18 protein-coding genes are annotated in these 16532 nt (G+C 57.8%); 3 read left to right on the top strand and 15 right to left on the bottom strand.

The genetic code is table 11. From position 1 onward, the window contains the following. Positions 1 to 50: 50 nt before the first annotated feature. Genes PHD44_RS08060 through flgB form a run of 3 tightly spaced genes read right to left on the bottom strand, consistent with a single transcriptional unit; the run spans position 51 to position 1615 of the window. On the bottom strand, positions 51 to 788 hold the full coding sequence (locus PHD44_RS08060) for a flagellar hook capping FlgD N-terminal domain-containing protein (protein WP_300190121.1): 738 nt from the start codon (positions 786 to 788) through the stop codon (positions 51 to 53). A gap of 12 nt (positions 789 to 800) precedes the next feature. Further along, entirely contained in the window at positions 801 to 1205 is a 405-nt protein-coding gene (gene flgC, locus PHD44_RS08055) for a flagellar basal body rod protein FlgC (RefSeq protein WP_300190152.1), read from the bottom strand. An 11-nt stretch (positions 1206 to 1216) separates the two neighbouring features. Further along, complete coding sequence (gene flgB, locus PHD44_RS08050) at positions 1217 to 1615, bottom strand: flagellar basal body rod protein FlgB (RefSeq protein WP_300190118.1); 399 nt, start codon at positions 1613 to 1615, stop codon at positions 1217 to 1219. 142 nt (positions 1616 to 1757) lie between these two features. On the opposite strand from flgB, the gene PHD44_RS08045 reads away from it, so the two are divergent. Together PHD44_RS08045 and radA are read left to right on the top strand one after the other, a co-directional pair. After that, positions 1758 to 3032: an HlyC/CorC family transporter gene (locus tag PHD44_RS08045; protein ID WP_300190115.1), complete on the top strand. Its 1275-nt coding sequence runs from the start codon at positions 1758 to 1760 to the stop codon at positions 3030 to 3032. Then, positions 3032 to 4414: a DNA repair protein RadA gene (gene radA, locus PHD44_RS08040; RefSeq protein ID WP_300190112.1), complete on the top strand. Its 1383-nt coding sequence runs from the start codon at positions 3032 to 3034 to the stop codon at positions 4412 to 4414. Before PHD44_RS08045 ends, radA begins: the two co-directional genes overlap by 1 nt. A gap of 53 nt (positions 4415 to 4467) precedes the next feature. On the opposite strand, the gene PHD44_RS08035 is transcribed toward radA, so the two are convergent. Together PHD44_RS08035 and PHD44_RS08030 are read right to left on the bottom strand one after the other, a co-directional pair. Next, positions 4468 to 4599 carry a DUF3149 domain-containing protein gene (locus tag PHD44_RS08035; RefSeq protein WP_300190109.1) on the bottom strand — a complete coding sequence of 44 codons (132 nt, stop codon included), beginning with the start codon at positions 4597 to 4599 and terminating at the stop codon, positions 4468 to 4470. Positions 4600 to 4714: 115 nt separating this feature from the next. Beyond that, the gene (locus tag PHD44_RS08030; RefSeq protein ID WP_300190106.1) at positions 4715 to 5110 is read right to left on the bottom strand and encodes a HEAT repeat domain-containing protein; all 396 of its coding nucleotides are present in this window, start codon (positions 5108 to 5110) and stop codon (positions 4715 to 4717) included. A gap of 320 nt (positions 5111 to 5430) precedes the next feature. Here PHD44_RS08030 and PHD44_RS08025 point away from each other — a divergent pair, with 320 nt between their 5' ends. Next, the gene (locus PHD44_RS08025; protein WP_300190104.1) at positions 5431 to 5862 is read left to right on the top strand and encodes a hypothetical protein; all 432 of its coding nucleotides are present in this window, start codon (positions 5431 to 5433) and stop codon (positions 5860 to 5862) included. A 79-nt stretch (positions 5863 to 5941) separates the two neighbouring features. Here the strand turns inward: PHD44_RS08025 and PHD44_RS08020 are convergent, their stop codons facing one another. The 10 genes from PHD44_RS08020 to PHD44_RS07975 all read right to left on the bottom strand — a co-directional run. Further along, positions 5942 to 6637, bottom strand: coding sequence for an electron transport complex subunit E (locus PHD44_RS08020; RefSeq protein ID WP_300190102.1), 696 nt, complete (start codon positions 6635 to 6637; stop codon positions 5942 to 5944). Continuing rightward, complete coding sequence (locus tag PHD44_RS08015) at positions 6630 to 7412, bottom strand: RnfABCDGE type electron transport complex subunit G (RefSeq protein ID WP_300190099.1); 783 nt, start codon at positions 7410 to 7412, stop codon at positions 6630 to 6632. Before PHD44_RS08015 ends, PHD44_RS08020 begins: the two co-directional genes overlap by 8 nt. Positions 7413 to 7422: 10 nt before the next feature. Further along, positions 7423 to 8472 (bottom strand): electron transport complex subunit RsxD, encoded by a 1050-nt coding sequence (rsxD, locus tag PHD44_RS08010; RefSeq protein ID WP_300190096.1) that lies wholly within the window; start codon positions 8470 to 8472, stop codon positions 7423 to 7425. Continuing rightward, positions 8469 to 10172, bottom strand: coding sequence for an electron transport complex subunit RsxC (gene rsxC / locus PHD44_RS08005; RefSeq protein ID WP_300190093.1), 1704 nt, complete (start codon positions 10170 to 10172; stop codon positions 8469 to 8471). Before rsxC ends, rsxD begins: the two co-directional genes overlap by 4 nt. After that, complete coding sequence (rsxB, locus tag PHD44_RS08000; RefSeq protein ID WP_300190090.1) at positions 10165 to 10743, bottom strand: electron transport complex subunit RsxB; 579 nt, start codon at positions 10741 to 10743, stop codon at positions 10165 to 10167. Before rsxB ends, rsxC begins: the two co-directional genes overlap by 8 nt. Further along, the gene (gene rsxA / locus PHD44_RS07995) at positions 10743 to 11324 is read right to left on the bottom strand and encodes an electron transport complex subunit RsxA (RefSeq protein ID WP_300190087.1); all 582 of its coding nucleotides are present in this window, start codon (positions 11322 to 11324) and stop codon (positions 10743 to 10745) included. Before rsxA ends, rsxB begins: the two co-directional genes overlap by 1 nt. A 147-nt stretch (positions 11325 to 11471) precedes the next feature. After that, entirely contained in the window at positions 11472 to 13484 is a 2013-nt protein-coding gene (locus tag PHD44_RS07990) for a proton-conducting transporter membrane subunit (protein WP_300190085.1), read from the bottom strand. Continuing rightward, complete coding sequence (nuoB, locus tag PHD44_RS07985) at positions 13474 to 14298, bottom strand: NADH-quinone oxidoreductase subunit NuoB (protein ID WP_300190083.1); 825 nt, start codon at positions 14296 to 14298, stop codon at positions 13474 to 13476. Before nuoB ends, PHD44_RS07990 begins: the two co-directional genes overlap by 11 nt. 13 nt (positions 14299 to 14311) lie before the next feature. Next, the gene (locus tag PHD44_RS07980; RefSeq protein ID WP_300190081.1) at positions 14312 to 15868 is read right to left on the bottom strand and encodes an NADH-quinone oxidoreductase subunit C; all 1557 of its coding nucleotides are present in this window, start codon (positions 15866 to 15868) and stop codon (positions 14312 to 14314) included. Then, positions 15855 to 16532 (bottom strand): proton-conducting transporter membrane subunit (locus PHD44_RS07975; RefSeq protein WP_300190078.1); only part of this gene is annotated, 678 nt, incomplete at its 5' end. The genes PHD44_RS07975 and PHD44_RS07980, both read right to left, overlap by 14 nt.

Here is a 16532-nt window from a genome sequence, read left to right as displayed (position 1 = left end):
ATTTTCTCCTTAACATGAGTACATACGTTACTGCCGGATCAATCCCAGCATCAACTGATAATTTCAACGACATCGGATAACTTCGCAGGCGGCAGGCCACCATCCAGATTCAGCTGCGGACCGCTGCTCGTCACACCGACACTACTGATCACCGCGCCCACGTAGGTTTGAGCCGCCTGTCCCTGGCCATTTACCGTCGCGTTGGCCGTCACGGTGTAGGCACCTGGCGGCGCAACGCTGCCATCGGGCATGGTCCCATCCCAGGAAAATGTCGGCCGCGCACTCCCTGAAACCGGTACGCTCTGCGTATCCACCACCTGTCCGCTGGCATTGGTAATCGATACCGAAACACTCGTTGCCCCCGTGGGAATATCCACCGCACCCAGAATCCCGGAAGCCTTTGTCGTGCCGTCGGCAGCAGTCGAGTTATACATATGGGCGGTATCGCCTTTCACGATGGCCGCCTTGCCGACTAGGGCCGCTGCCTGCATGATCTGGCTCGACTGCAACGTGGACTGGAACCCGTTCACCGTCGTATTGAGCTGACTAATCCCTTGCAGCGAGCTGAACTGCGCGAGTTGCGCGATCATCTGGCTGTTGTCGGTCGGATTTGTCGGATCCTGATTTTGAAGCTGCGTCGTCAGCAGCTTCATGAAACTGTTCATATCGAGGGATTCTGCACCATTGCCCGACGTAGCACTGGTGCTGGTCGCGCCACTACCCGTCGCAGAGGAAACGGCCAAGCCCAAACTGGCGTACGGGTTGGTTGCTGTCGTACTGGTTGTCATAGCTCAGGACTCCTATTGGCCGAGTTGCAAGGTTCTTAGCGCCAAATTCTTGGCGGTATCCATCATCTGCACGTTGGTCTGATAGGAGCGTGAGGCCGACAACATATTGACCATCTCCTCAACCGGATTTACGTTCGACGAAAACACATAGCCATCTTTATTGGCCAGTGGATTTCCGGGTTCATACAAAGCAGGATTCGGTGCGGTGCTCTGGGTGATGCCCGATACGCGCACACCCACCCCGCCGTTCTGCTCCATCACCTGCTGGAACACCGGCTCACGGGCCTTGTAGGCATCTTCGGGTTTGGTGGCAACCGCATCGGCATTGGCCATATTCGACGCTGTGGCATTCAGCCGCAACGACTGCGCCGCCATCGCCGAACTGGATACATTGAAAATCGAAAACAAGCTCATGATTGATTACCTCTCTACTGACCGGTCAGTGCCGAGTTGATGCCCTTGATCCGGCTATTGAGAAAACTCAGCGTGGTTTGATAGGACACCGCGTTTTCGGTAAACCGCACCCGCTCACGATCCATATCCACTGTGTTGCCATCCAGAGCGGGTTGATCGGGAATGCGGTACAACTCCTGCGCCCCGCCGTTTGCTGCCGCGCCGGACATCTGCCCTGGTTGATTGTGCGCCAACGCCAGCGGCTGCCCCACCGATCCCTGGCCGGCTGCCGCCCGCAAGGCATCGTGGAACGACAGATCCCGCGCCTTGAAATTCGGCGTATCGGCATTGGCGATATTCGAAGCCAGAATCCCCATGCGCTGCGATTGGAACACCAATGCCTGCCCATGGATTCCGAAGATTGAATCACTCATCACGGTTACCCTCCCGCTAATTAGTGAACAATGCAAAGCGATATCCGTGCCAACTCAAATAACCAACCTTGACGATGAATTCCCACTAGCCCGCGTTTTTTTCGTACACTAGGTTCCTGTTTGGCCACACACAGATCCTCCATTGAACGAAACACACCTTGGCGTGCTGATCGCGGCACTCGTTATTCTCATTTTGTTATCGGCGTTTTTCTCCAGTTCAGAGACTGCGCTCATTTCCCTGAACCGCTACCGACTGCGCCACCTGGCCAAGCGTGGGCACGGCGGCGCGGTGCGCGCGCAAAAACTGCTTGAAAAGCCCGACCGATTGCTCGGGCTGATTCTTTTGGGCAACAACTTCGTCAATATTCTGGCTTCGTCCATTGCCACGGTCATCGGCTTACGCCTGTTTGGCGACAGTGGCCTTGCCATTGCCACCGGCGTGATGACCTTCGCCCTGCTGATTTTCGGTGAAGTCGCCCCGAAGACCGCAGCCGCAGTGTCCCCCGAACGATTCGCCTGGCCCGCCGCCTATTTCTACAGCTTCATCATGAAACCCATCCTGCCGTTGATCCAACTGATCAACCTGTTGGCGAATGGTCTGCTGCATCTTCTGGGTTTCAACACCAAGACAAAACAAGCCCAAGGCTTATCCGCTGCCGAACTGCAAACGATCGTGCGTGAATCCAGTCATCACCTGCCCGAACAACACCAGGAATTACTGCTTTCCGTACTGAATCTGGAGCAGGGGCAGGTCGAGGACATCATGATTCCCCGTGCCGATATCATCGGTATCGACATCAGTGTGCCCTGGGAAGAGGTACTCGAACAAATCAAGCACCTGTCCTACAGTCGGGTACCGGTTTACAAGGGTTCCGTCGAGAACACCATCGGCGTGATCACGGTGCGCCGATTATTCGGGCCACTGATGGACGGCTCACTCACCCTGAGCCGGCTAAAACGGCTGCTGCGCGAACCCTACTACGTACCCGAAGGCACGGCCCTGACCACGCAACTGCTCAACTTTCAGAAAGAAAAACGCCGCTCGGCGCTGGTGGTCGATGAATACGGCGATGTTCAAGGTCTCGTTACACTCGAAGATATCCTTGAGGAAATCGTTGGCGACTTCACCACATCGCCGGTTACCGATAACGACGAAATCAAGGCGGAGGCAGATGGCAGTTATCTGCTCAAGGGCAATATGCCCATCCGGGAGATCAACCGGGAACTGGCCATCGAACTGCCCACGCAGGAAGCCAGCACGCTCAATGGCCTGATCATCGAGCAGCTGGAAACGCTGCCAACCGTTGGCGCCGAAGTTGATCTGGGCGACATCCTGATTACCGTAGAGTCCGTCCGGAATCGAGCTGTCGACATCGCTCGACTCACCATCACGCACGAACCGGCGAGCGATCATTAATGGCGCGCGCCAGGGAGAAATCGGCCTTCGTCTGCCAGGAATGCGGTGCCGATTTCCCCAAGTGGGCAGGCCGCTGCAGCGAGTGCGGGGCATGGAATAGCCTCACCGAAATCCGCCTGCCCGGTAACGCATCGACTGCCAGTTCACCGGGTGTCAGCGGCTATGCCGGGGGCAACCCGCAAACCACCCTGATATCCGAAGTGCGTATCAGCGAAACGCCCCGGGAATCCACCGGGCTGGATGAACTCGATCGCGTCCTGGGCGGCGGATTGGTTGAAGGTTCGGTCATCCTTATCGGCGGCGACCCGGGTATCGGAAAATCGACACTGTTATTGCAAACCCTGCTTACACTCCAGGCGCGTATGCCCTGCCTCTATGTGACGGGCGAGGAATCCCTGCAACAGGTCGCGCTGCGCGCCCAGCGGCTTGAGGCCGATCTGTCGGGGAAACAAGGCCAACTGACCTTGATGAGTGAAACGTCGGTCGAAGCGATTCTGGCGCACTGTGCCCGCCAATTGCCGCGTCTGCTGGTGGTCGATTCCATCCAGACGCTGCATACCGAAGGACTGACCGCAGCCCCCGGTTCCGTATCGCAGTTGCGCGAAGGCACGGCCCAACTTGTACGCTTTGCCAAACGGCATGAAGTCACCATCTTCATTGTCGGCCATGTCACCAAGGAAGGTGCTCTGGCCGGGCCGCGCGTGCTCGAACACATGGTCGATACCGTGTTGTATTTCGAAGGCGATCCCGGTGCGCGTTTTCGGGTGATTCGTGCGGTCAAGAACCGTTTTGGCGCCGCCAACGAAATCGGCGTGTTCGCCATGACCGATCGCGGTTTGAAACCCGTCACCAACCCATCCGCCATTTTTTTGTCGCGCCATGAACAACCGGTTCCCGGCAGCGTTATTACCGTCACTCGTGAAGGCACTCGCCCTCTGCTGGTCGAAGTTCAGGCGCTCGTTGCCGAACACCCCGGCGGCAATCCCAAGCGGTTGACCGTCGGTCTCGACCAGAACCGGCTGGCCATGCTTCTGGCCGTGCTGCACCGGCACGGCCAGATCGCCCTATATGATCAGGATGTTTTTTTGAATGTGGTCGGCGGCGTGCGCGTCGCGGAAACGGCGGCCGACCTGCCCAGCCTGCTGGCAATCTTGTCGAGTTTCCGCGCCAGGCCCCTGCCGGAAGGATTGATCGTTTTTGGTGAAGTGGGGCTCGCCGGTGAAATCCGCCCGGTCAGTGGCGGGCCAGAGCGCCTAGCCGAAGCGGCCAAGCATGGCTTCACCCAGGCCATCGTACCCAGAGCCAATTTGCCCGCACGACCGATCGACGGCTTGAACATCACGGCCGTCAGCCATCTCAATCAGGCGCTGGAACTGTTGTAACGCTCAGCGTCTTCTTAAAACCCCCGCTATACAGGGGTCTATAAATAGCGAACTTAGTGCTGCTGCTTCTCCTTGAGCGCCTCGCCCGATTTCTTCCAGAACATCCAGAATACATACGCAGGCATACCGATAATGCCGATCATGGCCAGAATAGACAGCAGAACAATTTGGAATTCAACGTGCATGATCCATGTCTCCTTGTGAACAACCAAGCCCATGCAATAGGGCAATGGATACACCTTATCGACATATTATGACAATTCAACCAAGTGAAACACTTATGTATTTCACTTCGCAAAGTTATCCTTCCAAAGGTCTGGATAAAGCCCGTTCTGCGACATGACGGATGACAGTTGAAGGGTGGGTTTTTGAAATGGTATCGATTCCCTGCCAGGCTTCCTTGGTGTTGATTTGCATGAGGGCATCAATCGCTTGAGTTCCCTGAACCACATCACTTGGCCATTGCGCAATCAGATCAAGCAGCGGCTTAACTGCCTCCGGCGGGGCCAATCCTGCCAGGGCAATCGTGGCCGACATACGCGCCTCCGACTCAGGATGGCCCAAGGCGTGAATCAGACGCGTCACATAGGGCACGTGATGAAGATAGTGCTTGATGTCCGTGTGGCAATGCGGGCAGATTTCAGTGGACTCAGCCACTTTGGTAAAACACTGTGGACAAAAGAATGTCGCAGCCATCGTCAACACCTTATTGAGCGAGCGATTAATGAGAGGCATCCGACCCCGCAAACGATTGAAATAGGAAGTTTTTAGTACGAGCCACCAATAATAAGTGCCTGTAAAAATCCCCGTGGAAGGGGTTTTCCGAGTACCGCTATTGAGCCACCGAGCAGTGCAAAAAACTCATACCAAGGCTATCATTTAAGATAGTCCAACCCAAATCAAAACAAGATGGTGCTCAATGAGCATTGTCATTCAGCATGGAGCCAATACGGGTTGATAAAGCATGTTCAACCTGACGTTTGCATCGTCACCAAACCCCATACGAGGAATCAACAATGTACGAATTTACCTTTCTGACCTCAGATCGCGGCGAAAATTTCATCAACCATCTAAAAACCCTTGGCATTACAGCCACTTCGCGTGTCGATCCGATTAATGAATCCGTAACGAATGTGGCCATTCCGGACGATATCGACGATAACCTGCTGGATCAGATCGAGGCTTGGTATGAAGACGAGACATCCCAGAACGAGGCCGCCGCCCGAGCTTTGGAAGATGATGGCGATATCGTTTCTGCGGGTATCTGGGTTCAGTTGGAAAATGGGGGGTCAAGTCTTGCCCGGGTTGATCCGAATATCATGAACCGCATTCTGACCGTGCTGACACCGGACGAACTCGGTCACTTTGTCAGCGTGATTGCCGATGCCGTCGAGCATCCAGACGTGACACCTATCTGCCACAACAAGAGCACCAGCAGCTGCGGATGATCTGGCACTGATCCGGCTTGATAGCACAACTACTCGACACTGGCCTTATGATGAGGATTGCGTGTGTGCCCGCTCTCTTCTATGAAGCCGTTGCGGCCTTGGGCAGCTCCAGCGCAACAGGCTGAGCTAAACGCGCGGCTCTGCGCTGCTCTATCGCCTGTTTGATGGCAATCAGGATAGCAAGCGCCATGAACGCACCCGGCGGCAAAATCGCCAACAGGAAGTGGGCTTGTTCCGGCAAAACATGAATCGTCCAATTGGCCGCCATCGGGCCGAAGAGTTGCTGCGCATTCGCCAGCAATGTGCCGAAACCCAGCAATTCGCGAATGACACCCAGTGCCACGAGCACGAGACCGAAACCCAGCCCCATCATCAGCCCGTCATACAGGGACGGCAGAACCGGATTACGAGCCGCAAAGCCCTCTACCCGCGCGATAACGATGCAGTTGGTCACGATGAGCGGCAGGAAGATGCCCAGCACGTGGTAGAGCGTATTCAGATAAGCGTTCATCCAGAGTTCGATCACGGTCACGACCGAAGCGACGACCATCACGAACACCGGCAGCCGCACTTCAGGGCGCACCCAATGGCGAATCGCCGAAGCCAGGCCGTTGGATACAACCATCGTCAAGATGGTCGCCATCGCCAATCCCAATGAATTGACCACGGTATTGGAGATCGCCATCATCGGACACATGCCGAGAATCTGGACCAGCCCGGGATTGTTTTTCCAGAGCCCTTGTACCGCAAGTTCTCGATAGGAAACATCACTCATGGTTCACCTCTGTTGGCATGTGTGCCGCTTCTGGGTTGTCTTTTGGCTTGTCTTTTGACTCGTCATCATGTTCATGTCTGGATGAGTGCGGCGCGTCAAACAATTCGTCATGATGCAAACGCACATACTCCAGCACCTGATGAATGGCCCCGACGACGGCACGGGGGGTGATTGTGGCACCGCTGAACTGATCGAACACGCCGCCGTCTTTCTTCACGGCCCAGCCCTTTTCGCCCGGGTTTTCCAGACTTTTATCATCGAAGCCAAATATCCAATTTGTCTTATTCGCTTCGATCTTGTCGCCGAGGCCCGGGGTTTCGTTTTGCTTGGTCACGCGCACGCCGGTGACTTTGCCTTCGCGATCGACGCCGACGATGAGCTTGATATCACCGCTATAGCCGTAATGCGTGATGACCGGCAGAACCACAGCCGTGACAGTGCCATCCTTGATTGCCCTAAAACCCACAATGCCGGCGCGAATCGATTCCGATAGTCGCGTAGCCGGGTCGCCGGGTTCCGGTTTCAGTGGCGGCAAATTCAACGCTTGGGGCTCAGGCGGCAAAAATGCGGCGTTTGCCGGATTATTATTGAAACTGCCGGGACGCAGAACCGCCGTAACCTGCCCGCGCAACACCGCCAATTCGCCTTGGGCAATGCGCTCACGCGTGGCTTCCTGCGTCATCGATACCACACCAACGCCCACGACGGAAAAACCACCCAGCAACAGCGCTGTGATGACGATCCGGCTTTTATCCAATGTGAGCAGGCGCTTCATACCATTGGCCTCATTTTATGGGTTCCGACTTCTTATGGCCGAAAACCTTGGGCTGGCTGTAATAGTCAATCAGCGGCACACACAGGTTCATCAGCAAAACGGCAAAGGCAACGCCATCCGGATAACTGCCGAAGCTGCGAATCAGCACCGTCAGCACGCCGATACCGAAGCCGAAAATCAGGCGACCGCGTGGTGTGGTCGAAGCCGTCACCGGATCGGTTGCCACAAAGAAGGCACCGAACACGGTCGCCCCTGTGATGAGATGAAACAGCGGGCTGGCGTGATGCACCGAATCCAGCAGCCACAAGAACCCGGACATGACAAGAACGCCGGTGATCATCGCCACCGGAATATGCCAGCGAATGACGCCGCGCCACAAAAGCAAGGCACCACCGGCAAGGAACGCCAGGCTCAGCCACAAATTCCACGACTGGGCGAGCGAACCGCCGCTGAACAGGCTTTGCGTCGCATGATGGATGGAGGCGCCGGTCGTGATTTGTTCACGCACGTGATCCAGCGGCGTCGCCGTGCTCAAGCCGTCGTAACCCACGCCACTGGGCAACACTCCAGAAAAGGACCAGGCGACCGACTGCATGAAATTGAGCGCCGAACCGGAGCTGTCGATGGCCGGCCCCCAGCGCGTCATGGGCTCCGGGAACGAGATCAGCAATACGACATAACCGACCATGGCCGGGTTGAAGAGGTTGAACCCCAGGCCGCCATACAATTGCTTGGCAACCACCACGGCAAAAACAGTGCCGAATACCGGCAGCCACCACGGCCCCAGGTTGGGCAGGCACAGCGCCAGAATCCAAGCCAGCACGATGACCGAACCATCGCCAATGGCCGGCCGCATGGGACGGGCACGCAGGCTCAGCATCGCCGCTTCCGCCACCAAACCGGCGCTCACCGCCAGCAGGATGTTGATCAACACCCCCCATCCCAACAGGGCAATCGCGACGGCGGTACCCGGCAACATTGCCAACAACACCGTCAGCATGACGCGGCGAACGCTATTGGAAGCCTCGGGCAAGGGCGCGGTTTGCGGGGAAAATTTCATGGCCGATCGCTCTTGGAAATCTGTTCTTGTTGTGCCTGAACCGGTGTTTGTTCGTTTGCTGCGGCACGATCAGCGTCCAAGGCTTCCCGTCGTGCCTTGGCGCGCGCCCGTGCGGCTTCGACAGCGGCATCCATACTGGCGGGTGCTTCGGTGCCGTTTGACGCGGGCTTATGCGTACCAAACGCATCCGAATGAGCTGGTGCCGCGCTGGCATCGTCGGGAGTGGCTGCGGTCTTGGCCGCAAGAGCCTGACGCTTCTTGTTCAAAGCAGCTTCACGCTCCGCCTTGATCCGCTCCAGTCGTTCGTTGCGGAATTCAAAACGCTCGCGTGCCTGATTTGCCTTGGATTTTTCACGTTCCTGCGCCCAGACTTCGGTTTTAGCAAAGCGATAATAATCGACCAGTGGCAGGTGAGATGGGCAAACCGCACTGCACACGCCACATTCGATGCAGTCGAACAGGTTGTACTCCACCACGCGATCGAACTGCTTGGCGCGGGCGTACCAATACAACTGCTGCGGCAAGAGATCGGCAGGGCAGGCTTCCGCGCAGAGACTGCAACGTATGCAGGGTTGAGGCGCGGGTTCGGCAGGACGATCTTGTGGGCGCAAGGCCAGCAGACAGTTGGTGGCCTTGACCACCGGCACCTCATCGCTGTGCAAGGCAAAGCCCATCATCGGGCCGCCCATGATCAGCCGGTCGACCCCGGATCGATATCCGCCCGCCTCTGCCACCACATCGCTCATCAGCGTGCCGATGCGCACCTTGAGGTTTTCCGGTTGCGTGATGCCCTCCCCCGTGACCGTCACGATCCGGTCGATCATCGGTTCGCCAAAGGTAACGGCCCGGTGGACCGCCACCACGGTGGCCACGTTCAAGCAGAGCAATCCGAACTCGCTGGCCCGACGACCGCGCGGCACTTCGATATTCGTCAACACCTTGATGAGTTGCTTTTCGCCCCCCGCCGGATAACGGGTGGGGACGGAAAATACCGCAAAACGCGGATCCGAGCGACTCGCTTCCAGCAAGGCGGCGATGGCCTCTGGCTTGTTGTCCTCGATGCCGATCAGACAGCGTTCCGCGCCGATCATGTACATCGCGATGGCAGCGCCGCGCAGGATATCCTCCGGTTGCTCACGCATGAGGCGATCGTCGCAGGTGATATACGGCTCACACTCCGCACCGTTCAGGATGAGCGTGGGCACCCTGCTCTGTCCGGTCGCCATCTTCGCGGCAGTCGGGAAGACAGCACCACCCAGCCCGACGATACCCGCCTCACGCAGTCGCCCGCGCAGCTGGGCGGGCGAGATGTCCTGATAATCGACCCAAGGCGTCATCCGCTCGGCCCATCGATCCTCGCCATCGGCTTGCAACAGGATCGACGGCGCGGATAGGCCTCCGGGATGGGCAATGGGATGAGAGGAAATATCAACAATGGTCCCGGAAGTCGGCGCATGAACAGATGCCGAGACGAAGTCAGTCGCCTGGGCCAGCACCTGCCCTTTGCCGACTCGATCCCCAACCTTGACCACGGCCTGCGCCGCCGCCCCGATGTGCATTTGCAAAGGCAACACATAACGCGACTGCAAGGGCATGGCCTTGATGGGGCGATCGCGGGTTTGCGTCTTGTTCTCCGGCGGATGAATGCCGCCATGAAACGAAAAGGGGGCAGCGATCGGCTGCAATGGCTGATCAGACATGCTGGACTTCCGGCGCACCGGCTGATTGCGGCGCGATCCATTTAGGCTCCGGGAAACGGAAACCCGCCAAACCGACATCCAGTGGCACCATGTCGATGCAATCGACCGGGCAAGGCGCCACACACAACGCACAACCCGTGCACTCGGAGGCAATCACCGTATGCATCTGCTTGGCCGCGCCCAGAATCGCATCGACCGGACAGGCCTGAATGCATTTGGTACAACCAATACAAACCGACTCATCAATCACCGCGAGTAATGGAACCGTTTTGGCTTCGCCGTTTTCAGCGTTCAGCGGCTTGGGTTCCACGCCCAGCAGGTCAGCCAGATTCTTGATCGTCGCCTCGCCGCCGGGCGGACACTGGTTGATGTCGGCCTCCCCTTTGGCAATGGCCTCAGCATAGGGTTTGCAACCCGTAAACCCGCATTGGCCGCATTGAGTCTGAGGAAGAAGTGCGTCGATCTTTTCTGCCAGCGGGTTGCCTTCAACGTGGAACCACTGGGCGGCCACACCGAGCAAAATACCGAACGCCAATGCCAAACCGGCCGCGACAAGGATGGCCGTCAACATCAGACTTTCACCATGCCGGCAAAGCCCATGAACCCCAGCGCCATCAAACCGGCGGTGATCAAGGCAATCGGCACGCCCTCGAACGCCATCGGCACATCGGCCACATTGATGCGTTCACGCAAGGCAGAGAACAAAATCAACACCATGGAAAAACCGACCGAGGCGCCAAACCCATACAACGCGGATTCGACGAAATTATGCGCCTGCTGCACGTTCAGCAAGGCCACGCCGAGCACGGCACAATTGGTGGTAATCAGGGGTAAATAAATCCCGAGCACGTTATGCAGCAACGGGCTGGTTTTACGCACCACCATCTCGGTGAAATTCACGACCACCGCGATCACCACGATAAACATGATCGTGCGCAGGTAAGTGAGCCCCAAGGGTTCCAGAATGAAGGTTTCGGTGAGATAACTGGCTATCGCCGAGAGCGTCAGCACGAACGTGGTCGCCAGCGACATGCCGATGGCCGTTTCGATTTTCTTGGATACCCCGAAAAACGGGCATAGCCCCAGAAACTTGACCAACACAAAATTATTAACCAACACGGTGCTGACAAGAATCAAAACATATTCAGTCATGTCGCCTCCACCTGTCGGGTTATCAATAGAACCGCTCATTATAGTGGATTTACTGCACGGATTCGAGCAAAGCCGCTCGGGTTTAGCCAGGGCGGCACCCTGAATCCAAACCTGGTTTTTTTAAAGGCCAAGGGCTTTAAAACGCTGTTATGTCGGCGTCCAGAACAGTGCAAAGGCAAAAACCAGAATCAGCAGAATGCCGATATAGGCGAGATAAGCATTCATCAATCCGTTCTGTAAAAACAAAATACGCTGTGACAGGGCCTGCACGAAACGAACGGCAGGTTGAAACAGCCAGGGTCCGAAAAAAGGCGCCTGGGCGTAATCGAATTCCAGCGTCTTGAGAAAATAAGGTTTGCTGCCTGGGTCAAAACGCCGATTAATCGCGTTGGTGGGGCGGTAGACGAATCGGTAAAACACCCGCATCGCATTGGAAAACGCCAGCGCCGTGGTGGCCCCCGAATGCGCCTTGACCGGTTCGCCGCCACACCAGATCGGGGCGCGACGAACCTTGATGTGCGGGCGCAGCCAGATAAGCGTTATCAGGATAAGTGCCATCGGGATCAAGGCCAAAAGCGGCATCACAATCATCAATTTCAGCGGCGAGATAAACGCAAAATCCGCCGATAAAGGCACCAACAGCCAACCGTGCACCATCAATGATGCCGCATCGGCAGGCGACCAGGCGGCTTGCCAGATCGCGTATTTGAGTTGCGGCAACCAAAACACAAAACTAATCGCCAAGGCGGGCACGGCCAAGCCTGTCACCAGCGAGGCGATTCGGGAACCAATCGATGGTCTTTGATATGTCGCATCGGCTTTACCCAATAACCCCACGCCCAACACTTTGACCATCGTCGCCAGGGCAATGGCCGCCGTCAGCGCCATGCCGGCGCCCGCCAGAGCGAGGGCAATGCGCGGGCCGTCGCCATGCAGGGTGAAATCATGGAACAGACTCTGGAACAAGTACCATTCGCTGACAAAACCGGCTGTCGGAGGCAACGCGGCCAGACTCATCCCGGCAAACACCACCCCGATGCCAAGGGTGAAGGGCGCGCGCCGTAAGAGGCCACTTTGCCGAATGTGGTAGCTGCCGGTGGCACGGGCCACCGCGTCTGCGGCAAAAAACAAGGTGCCTTTGGCCAAACTGTGCCCCATCAAATGCAAGAGCCCAACCAGCCAGGCCAATCCGGCCAGTTCGGCTTGACCACCGGCGCGAAAAATCAGCGCAGCGCCCAATGCCGTGATGGCTACGGCGGCGTTTTCGGCCGATGAAAACGCCAGCAGGCGTCGCCAGTCGTTTTGCTGAAACGCGAACAAAATCGCGAAAATTGCCGTTAAGGCGCCGAACAGCAGCACGACGACACCGAACGAGCCAAGCCAAGGCGGCGAACCCAGCCAATCGAGCAGTGCCCGCCCGAGCGCAAAGTAGGCCATATTCAAAATCGCGCCCGACATGATCGCGCCCGTCGCCCCACTGCCCTGCCCGTAGGCGTTGGGATACCACTCGTAAAAGGGCAGCAGACCGAGCTTGGCGCCAAAGCCGATCAGCCAGAGCATGGCGACCCCGAACCCCAATCCGGTACCCAGACCCTGCCATTGCGCCGCGTAGCTCGAAAACTCAAGCTGCTTGCCGAGCAGGATGACGGCCAGCAACAAGGCGACCGAGCCCACTTCGAGCAAGGCCAACATGAACAGGTTATCGTTGCCGGACTGCTGGGTTTGACGTTCGGCCAGCAACATGATCGCGCCGCCGAGACTGAGTGCTTCCCAGGCAATGAGCAAGCTAGCGCCATCCTGCACGCCCAAGATGCCCAAGGCACCGAGCAGGGACAGCGCCACACCGGCCACCCAGCCCCGCGGGTGCTGAGTTCGCCCCGTAGCCGTCGCAAAAAAAGCGGGCAGCAGTGCAGGCAACAGCAACCACAAACCGGCGGCATCGGGCGCAAATCGCCACGGCCAGTCACCAAAGGTCAATGGCGCTGATGTGAGTGGCTGACCGATCAAACTGCCAAGCACGGCCAAAATGGCGACCAGCGTGCCCAGCGAGATCAGCCAACGCGCAAATCGTTGGGCACCGAACACATCGCCCAGTAACGCGACAAACCACAACAGCGCGGTCAGGGCAAAGCCAAACCCCGAAAGGGAATCAAGCGTCATGGCGGCCTCCATGGACTTGCTGCGGTCGGCGATCGAGCAACAACAAAAGCGCTTCGATAATGGCCGCCGGATTGGGCGGGCAGCCCGGCAGCCAGATATCCACCGGCAAAATACCGTCCAGACCCTGATGGCAGGCATAGCCGCCACCGTTCGTGCCGCCGCCCGTCGCGCAGGTACCCAGCGCCATCACCCAGCGCGGCTCGGGCATGGCTTCAAAGGTGCGCAGCAGCGGCTCACGCATCACTTCGGTAACCGGGCCGGTGACGAGCAACAAATCGGCGAAACGCGGTGATGGCGTAAAAAAGATGCCTAAGCGGTGCAGGTTGTAAAACGGGTTCAAGAGGGCGGAAATCTCACTCTCGCAGCCATTGCAGGAACCGGCATCCACATGACGGATATGCAAACTGTGCCCGAAACCGGCCAGTGATTTTTGCCATTTTTCTTCCAGTTTTTTATCCGGCGCCGCAGGCCGCCCCAAACGCGACAGATCGGCGCGATCACGCACACCGAACGCCCAATCGTCAGACGGGCTGAATGCTCCGCTCGGACAAGTTTCTGTACACAGTTGACAGCCGACGCAGCGGGCATAATCCAAATCGATGCTCTGCTCTTGATCCCCGGCACCATTCAAGGCAATCGCCCCGGACGGGCAACTGGCCACGCAGTTCGTACAGCCTTGCGCGCCCTCGGTGCAGAGATCGGCATTCAGTTTGGGCAAGCCGAGCACACCCTCTTGTCCGTCCGAACCGGCGGATTCGGGCCAGCCGGTCGTCGCACGGCCTTTTTTGATGCCAAACCAGGTCCACAAAGGCATGGGCATTATCTCCTTAGCGATCCGCTCCGGCCACGCTGAGGCCGAAACTCGCTTCGTTGATTGCGTAATCCATCATGTTGCTGTCGTGCACCGTGAACGGAAACACGCGCCAGTTGGAAAACGAGGGTTCTTTGATTTTCACGCGGGTCAAGCGCTCGGCTTTTGCATCCCAATGCACGGCATAAATCAAACCCCCACGCACGGCTTCCGCCCAACCCAAACCCATGCCATCTATTGCCGGATCGATGGTCGATTCGGTGCGGCGAATCGCGCCGGGTTCGAGTTGATTCAGCGCTTGGCGGATGAGATGCAAGGATTGACGAATCTCCTGATCGCGGACACGAGCACGCGCATCGGCATCGCCTTCAGTCGCGGTGGGCACGGCAAATTGAAGGTCGGGATACAAGGCGTAGCCATGGTCCCGGCGCAAATCGCGGTCGAGATCACTGGCGCGTTCGATCGGCCCCGTCGCGCCCTGATCGAACGCCACCTGCCGCGGCAGTACGCCGGTGGTGAGCAGGCGGTCGAGATAACTGCGCGTATTGGCCAGGGTGTTGAGATAGTCCTCGATCTGCGGTTGCAGCGCGTTAAGATCAGCGGCCAATCCCGTGGCATCGAGATCGCGCCGCAATCCGCCGGGCACGATCACGCCGCGCAGGAATCGGCTGCCTGTCAAACGACCATTGATCTGCTTGACTTGCTCCTCCAACCAGATGCCTTCGGCTTCGGCCACCTTGAGTGTGGTGGTCTTCGCCAGATGGCCAAAATAATGCAGGTGGTTATACAACCGCTCCAGTTCAGCCAGTATCACGCGCCAGACTTGCGCCCGCAGCGGTGCCTGCCAGCCCAACGCTGCTTCCATCGCTTGAGAAAAGGCCAGTTCATGCGCGACCGAATCCACGCCCGAAACGCGCTCGGCCAGCACACAGGCCGTCGAAATCGGCACGCCTTCAAAACGCGCTTCCATCGCGCGGTGTTTGTAGAACAAACGCGGGTGATAATGCAGGATGCCTTCACCGATGTAATGAAAGACAAATTGAGCCGACTCCACCACATCCGCCCGAATCAGCCCGAAGGGTAAACGCTGAATATCCCTGCCGACCATGTTCGCTTCGGCGAATGGTTCGGCGTGGCCGCGAATGGGCTCTGCCTTCGGATCAAACCCCGTTTGCAACGGCGGTTTGCTGGGAATAAACCCCTCGTGCAGTACCAACGGATGTGGCTCGGGGTGATCTGTGAAGGTAATGCCGTATAAGTCCTGAATTTCGCGCTCGTACCAGCCAAGCAAAGGCAGCACATTGGCCAGACTGGGCAACGATCCCGACGCGGCATCCACCGACCAGATCCCCCAGGGCCGGTTGGCGCCCTGGCTGACGATATAACGCACCGAAAGCTTGCCGTCTGCGTCCCGCAGGGCGTAGGCGCATTGCATTCGTCCGTGGGCGCTCGGGGTGTCGCCCAAGCCGACATCATGGTCAGCGAGCAAGGTTTGCGCCGCATCAAGTAATTCATCGGGCCTTAAAATTTGCATTTGAAAAGGCCGTTCAATGGGTGGTTCAGGATGCGGCATGAAGCGGCCCTCCTAAATGCTGCGCGATGGCGGCCAAATGCTGCCAGATCATGGGCAACCACCATAAGCCCAAGGCCAATACGCCGAGCAAGGCCACGGCCATGGGCGCGACATGCCAGGCGCTCAACCGCAGATGCGGGCGGTGCTCGGGTGGGCGATCACCAAAATACATCGCACGGAAGTGATTCAAAAAGCCGATGAAAATCACGATCAGCAACACGGCCATCACCCACACCGCCCAAGCATTTTGCCCGGCCATGCCGCCACGCAGGATGGTCAATTCCGATAAAAACAGGCCGAACGGCGGCGCGCCGGTAATCGCCACGGCACCGGCCAGCCACAGCGCACCGCTTTTCGGGTAATAATCGAGCACGCGGCGCACGGCATCGATGCGCTTGCTGCCGTAGGCATGCATCATGTTGCCCGCGCCGAAAAACACCAAGGACTTCGCCAGCGAGTGGTTGAGCATGTGATACAACGCACCGATGATGCCGAGTGGGCCGCCAAAGCCAAAGCCCAGGGCAATCACGGCCATGTGCTCGACACTCGAATAGGCAGCCAGACGCTTGATGATGGTTTGCCGCGTGATAAACAAGCCAGCAACCAGCAAGGATGCGGCGCCGAGCACGACCAGCGCGGTATGCGCCGTTTCGGCCACATCAGT

This window comes from Halothiobacillus sp., assembly GCF_028710545.1.
GTDB lineage: Bacteria > Pseudomonadota > Gammaproteobacteria > Halothiobacillales > Halothiobacillaceae > Halothiobacillus.
The sequence above is the reverse complement of the archived record's forward strand: the minus strand, read 5'-3'. Positions and strand labels throughout refer to the sequence as shown.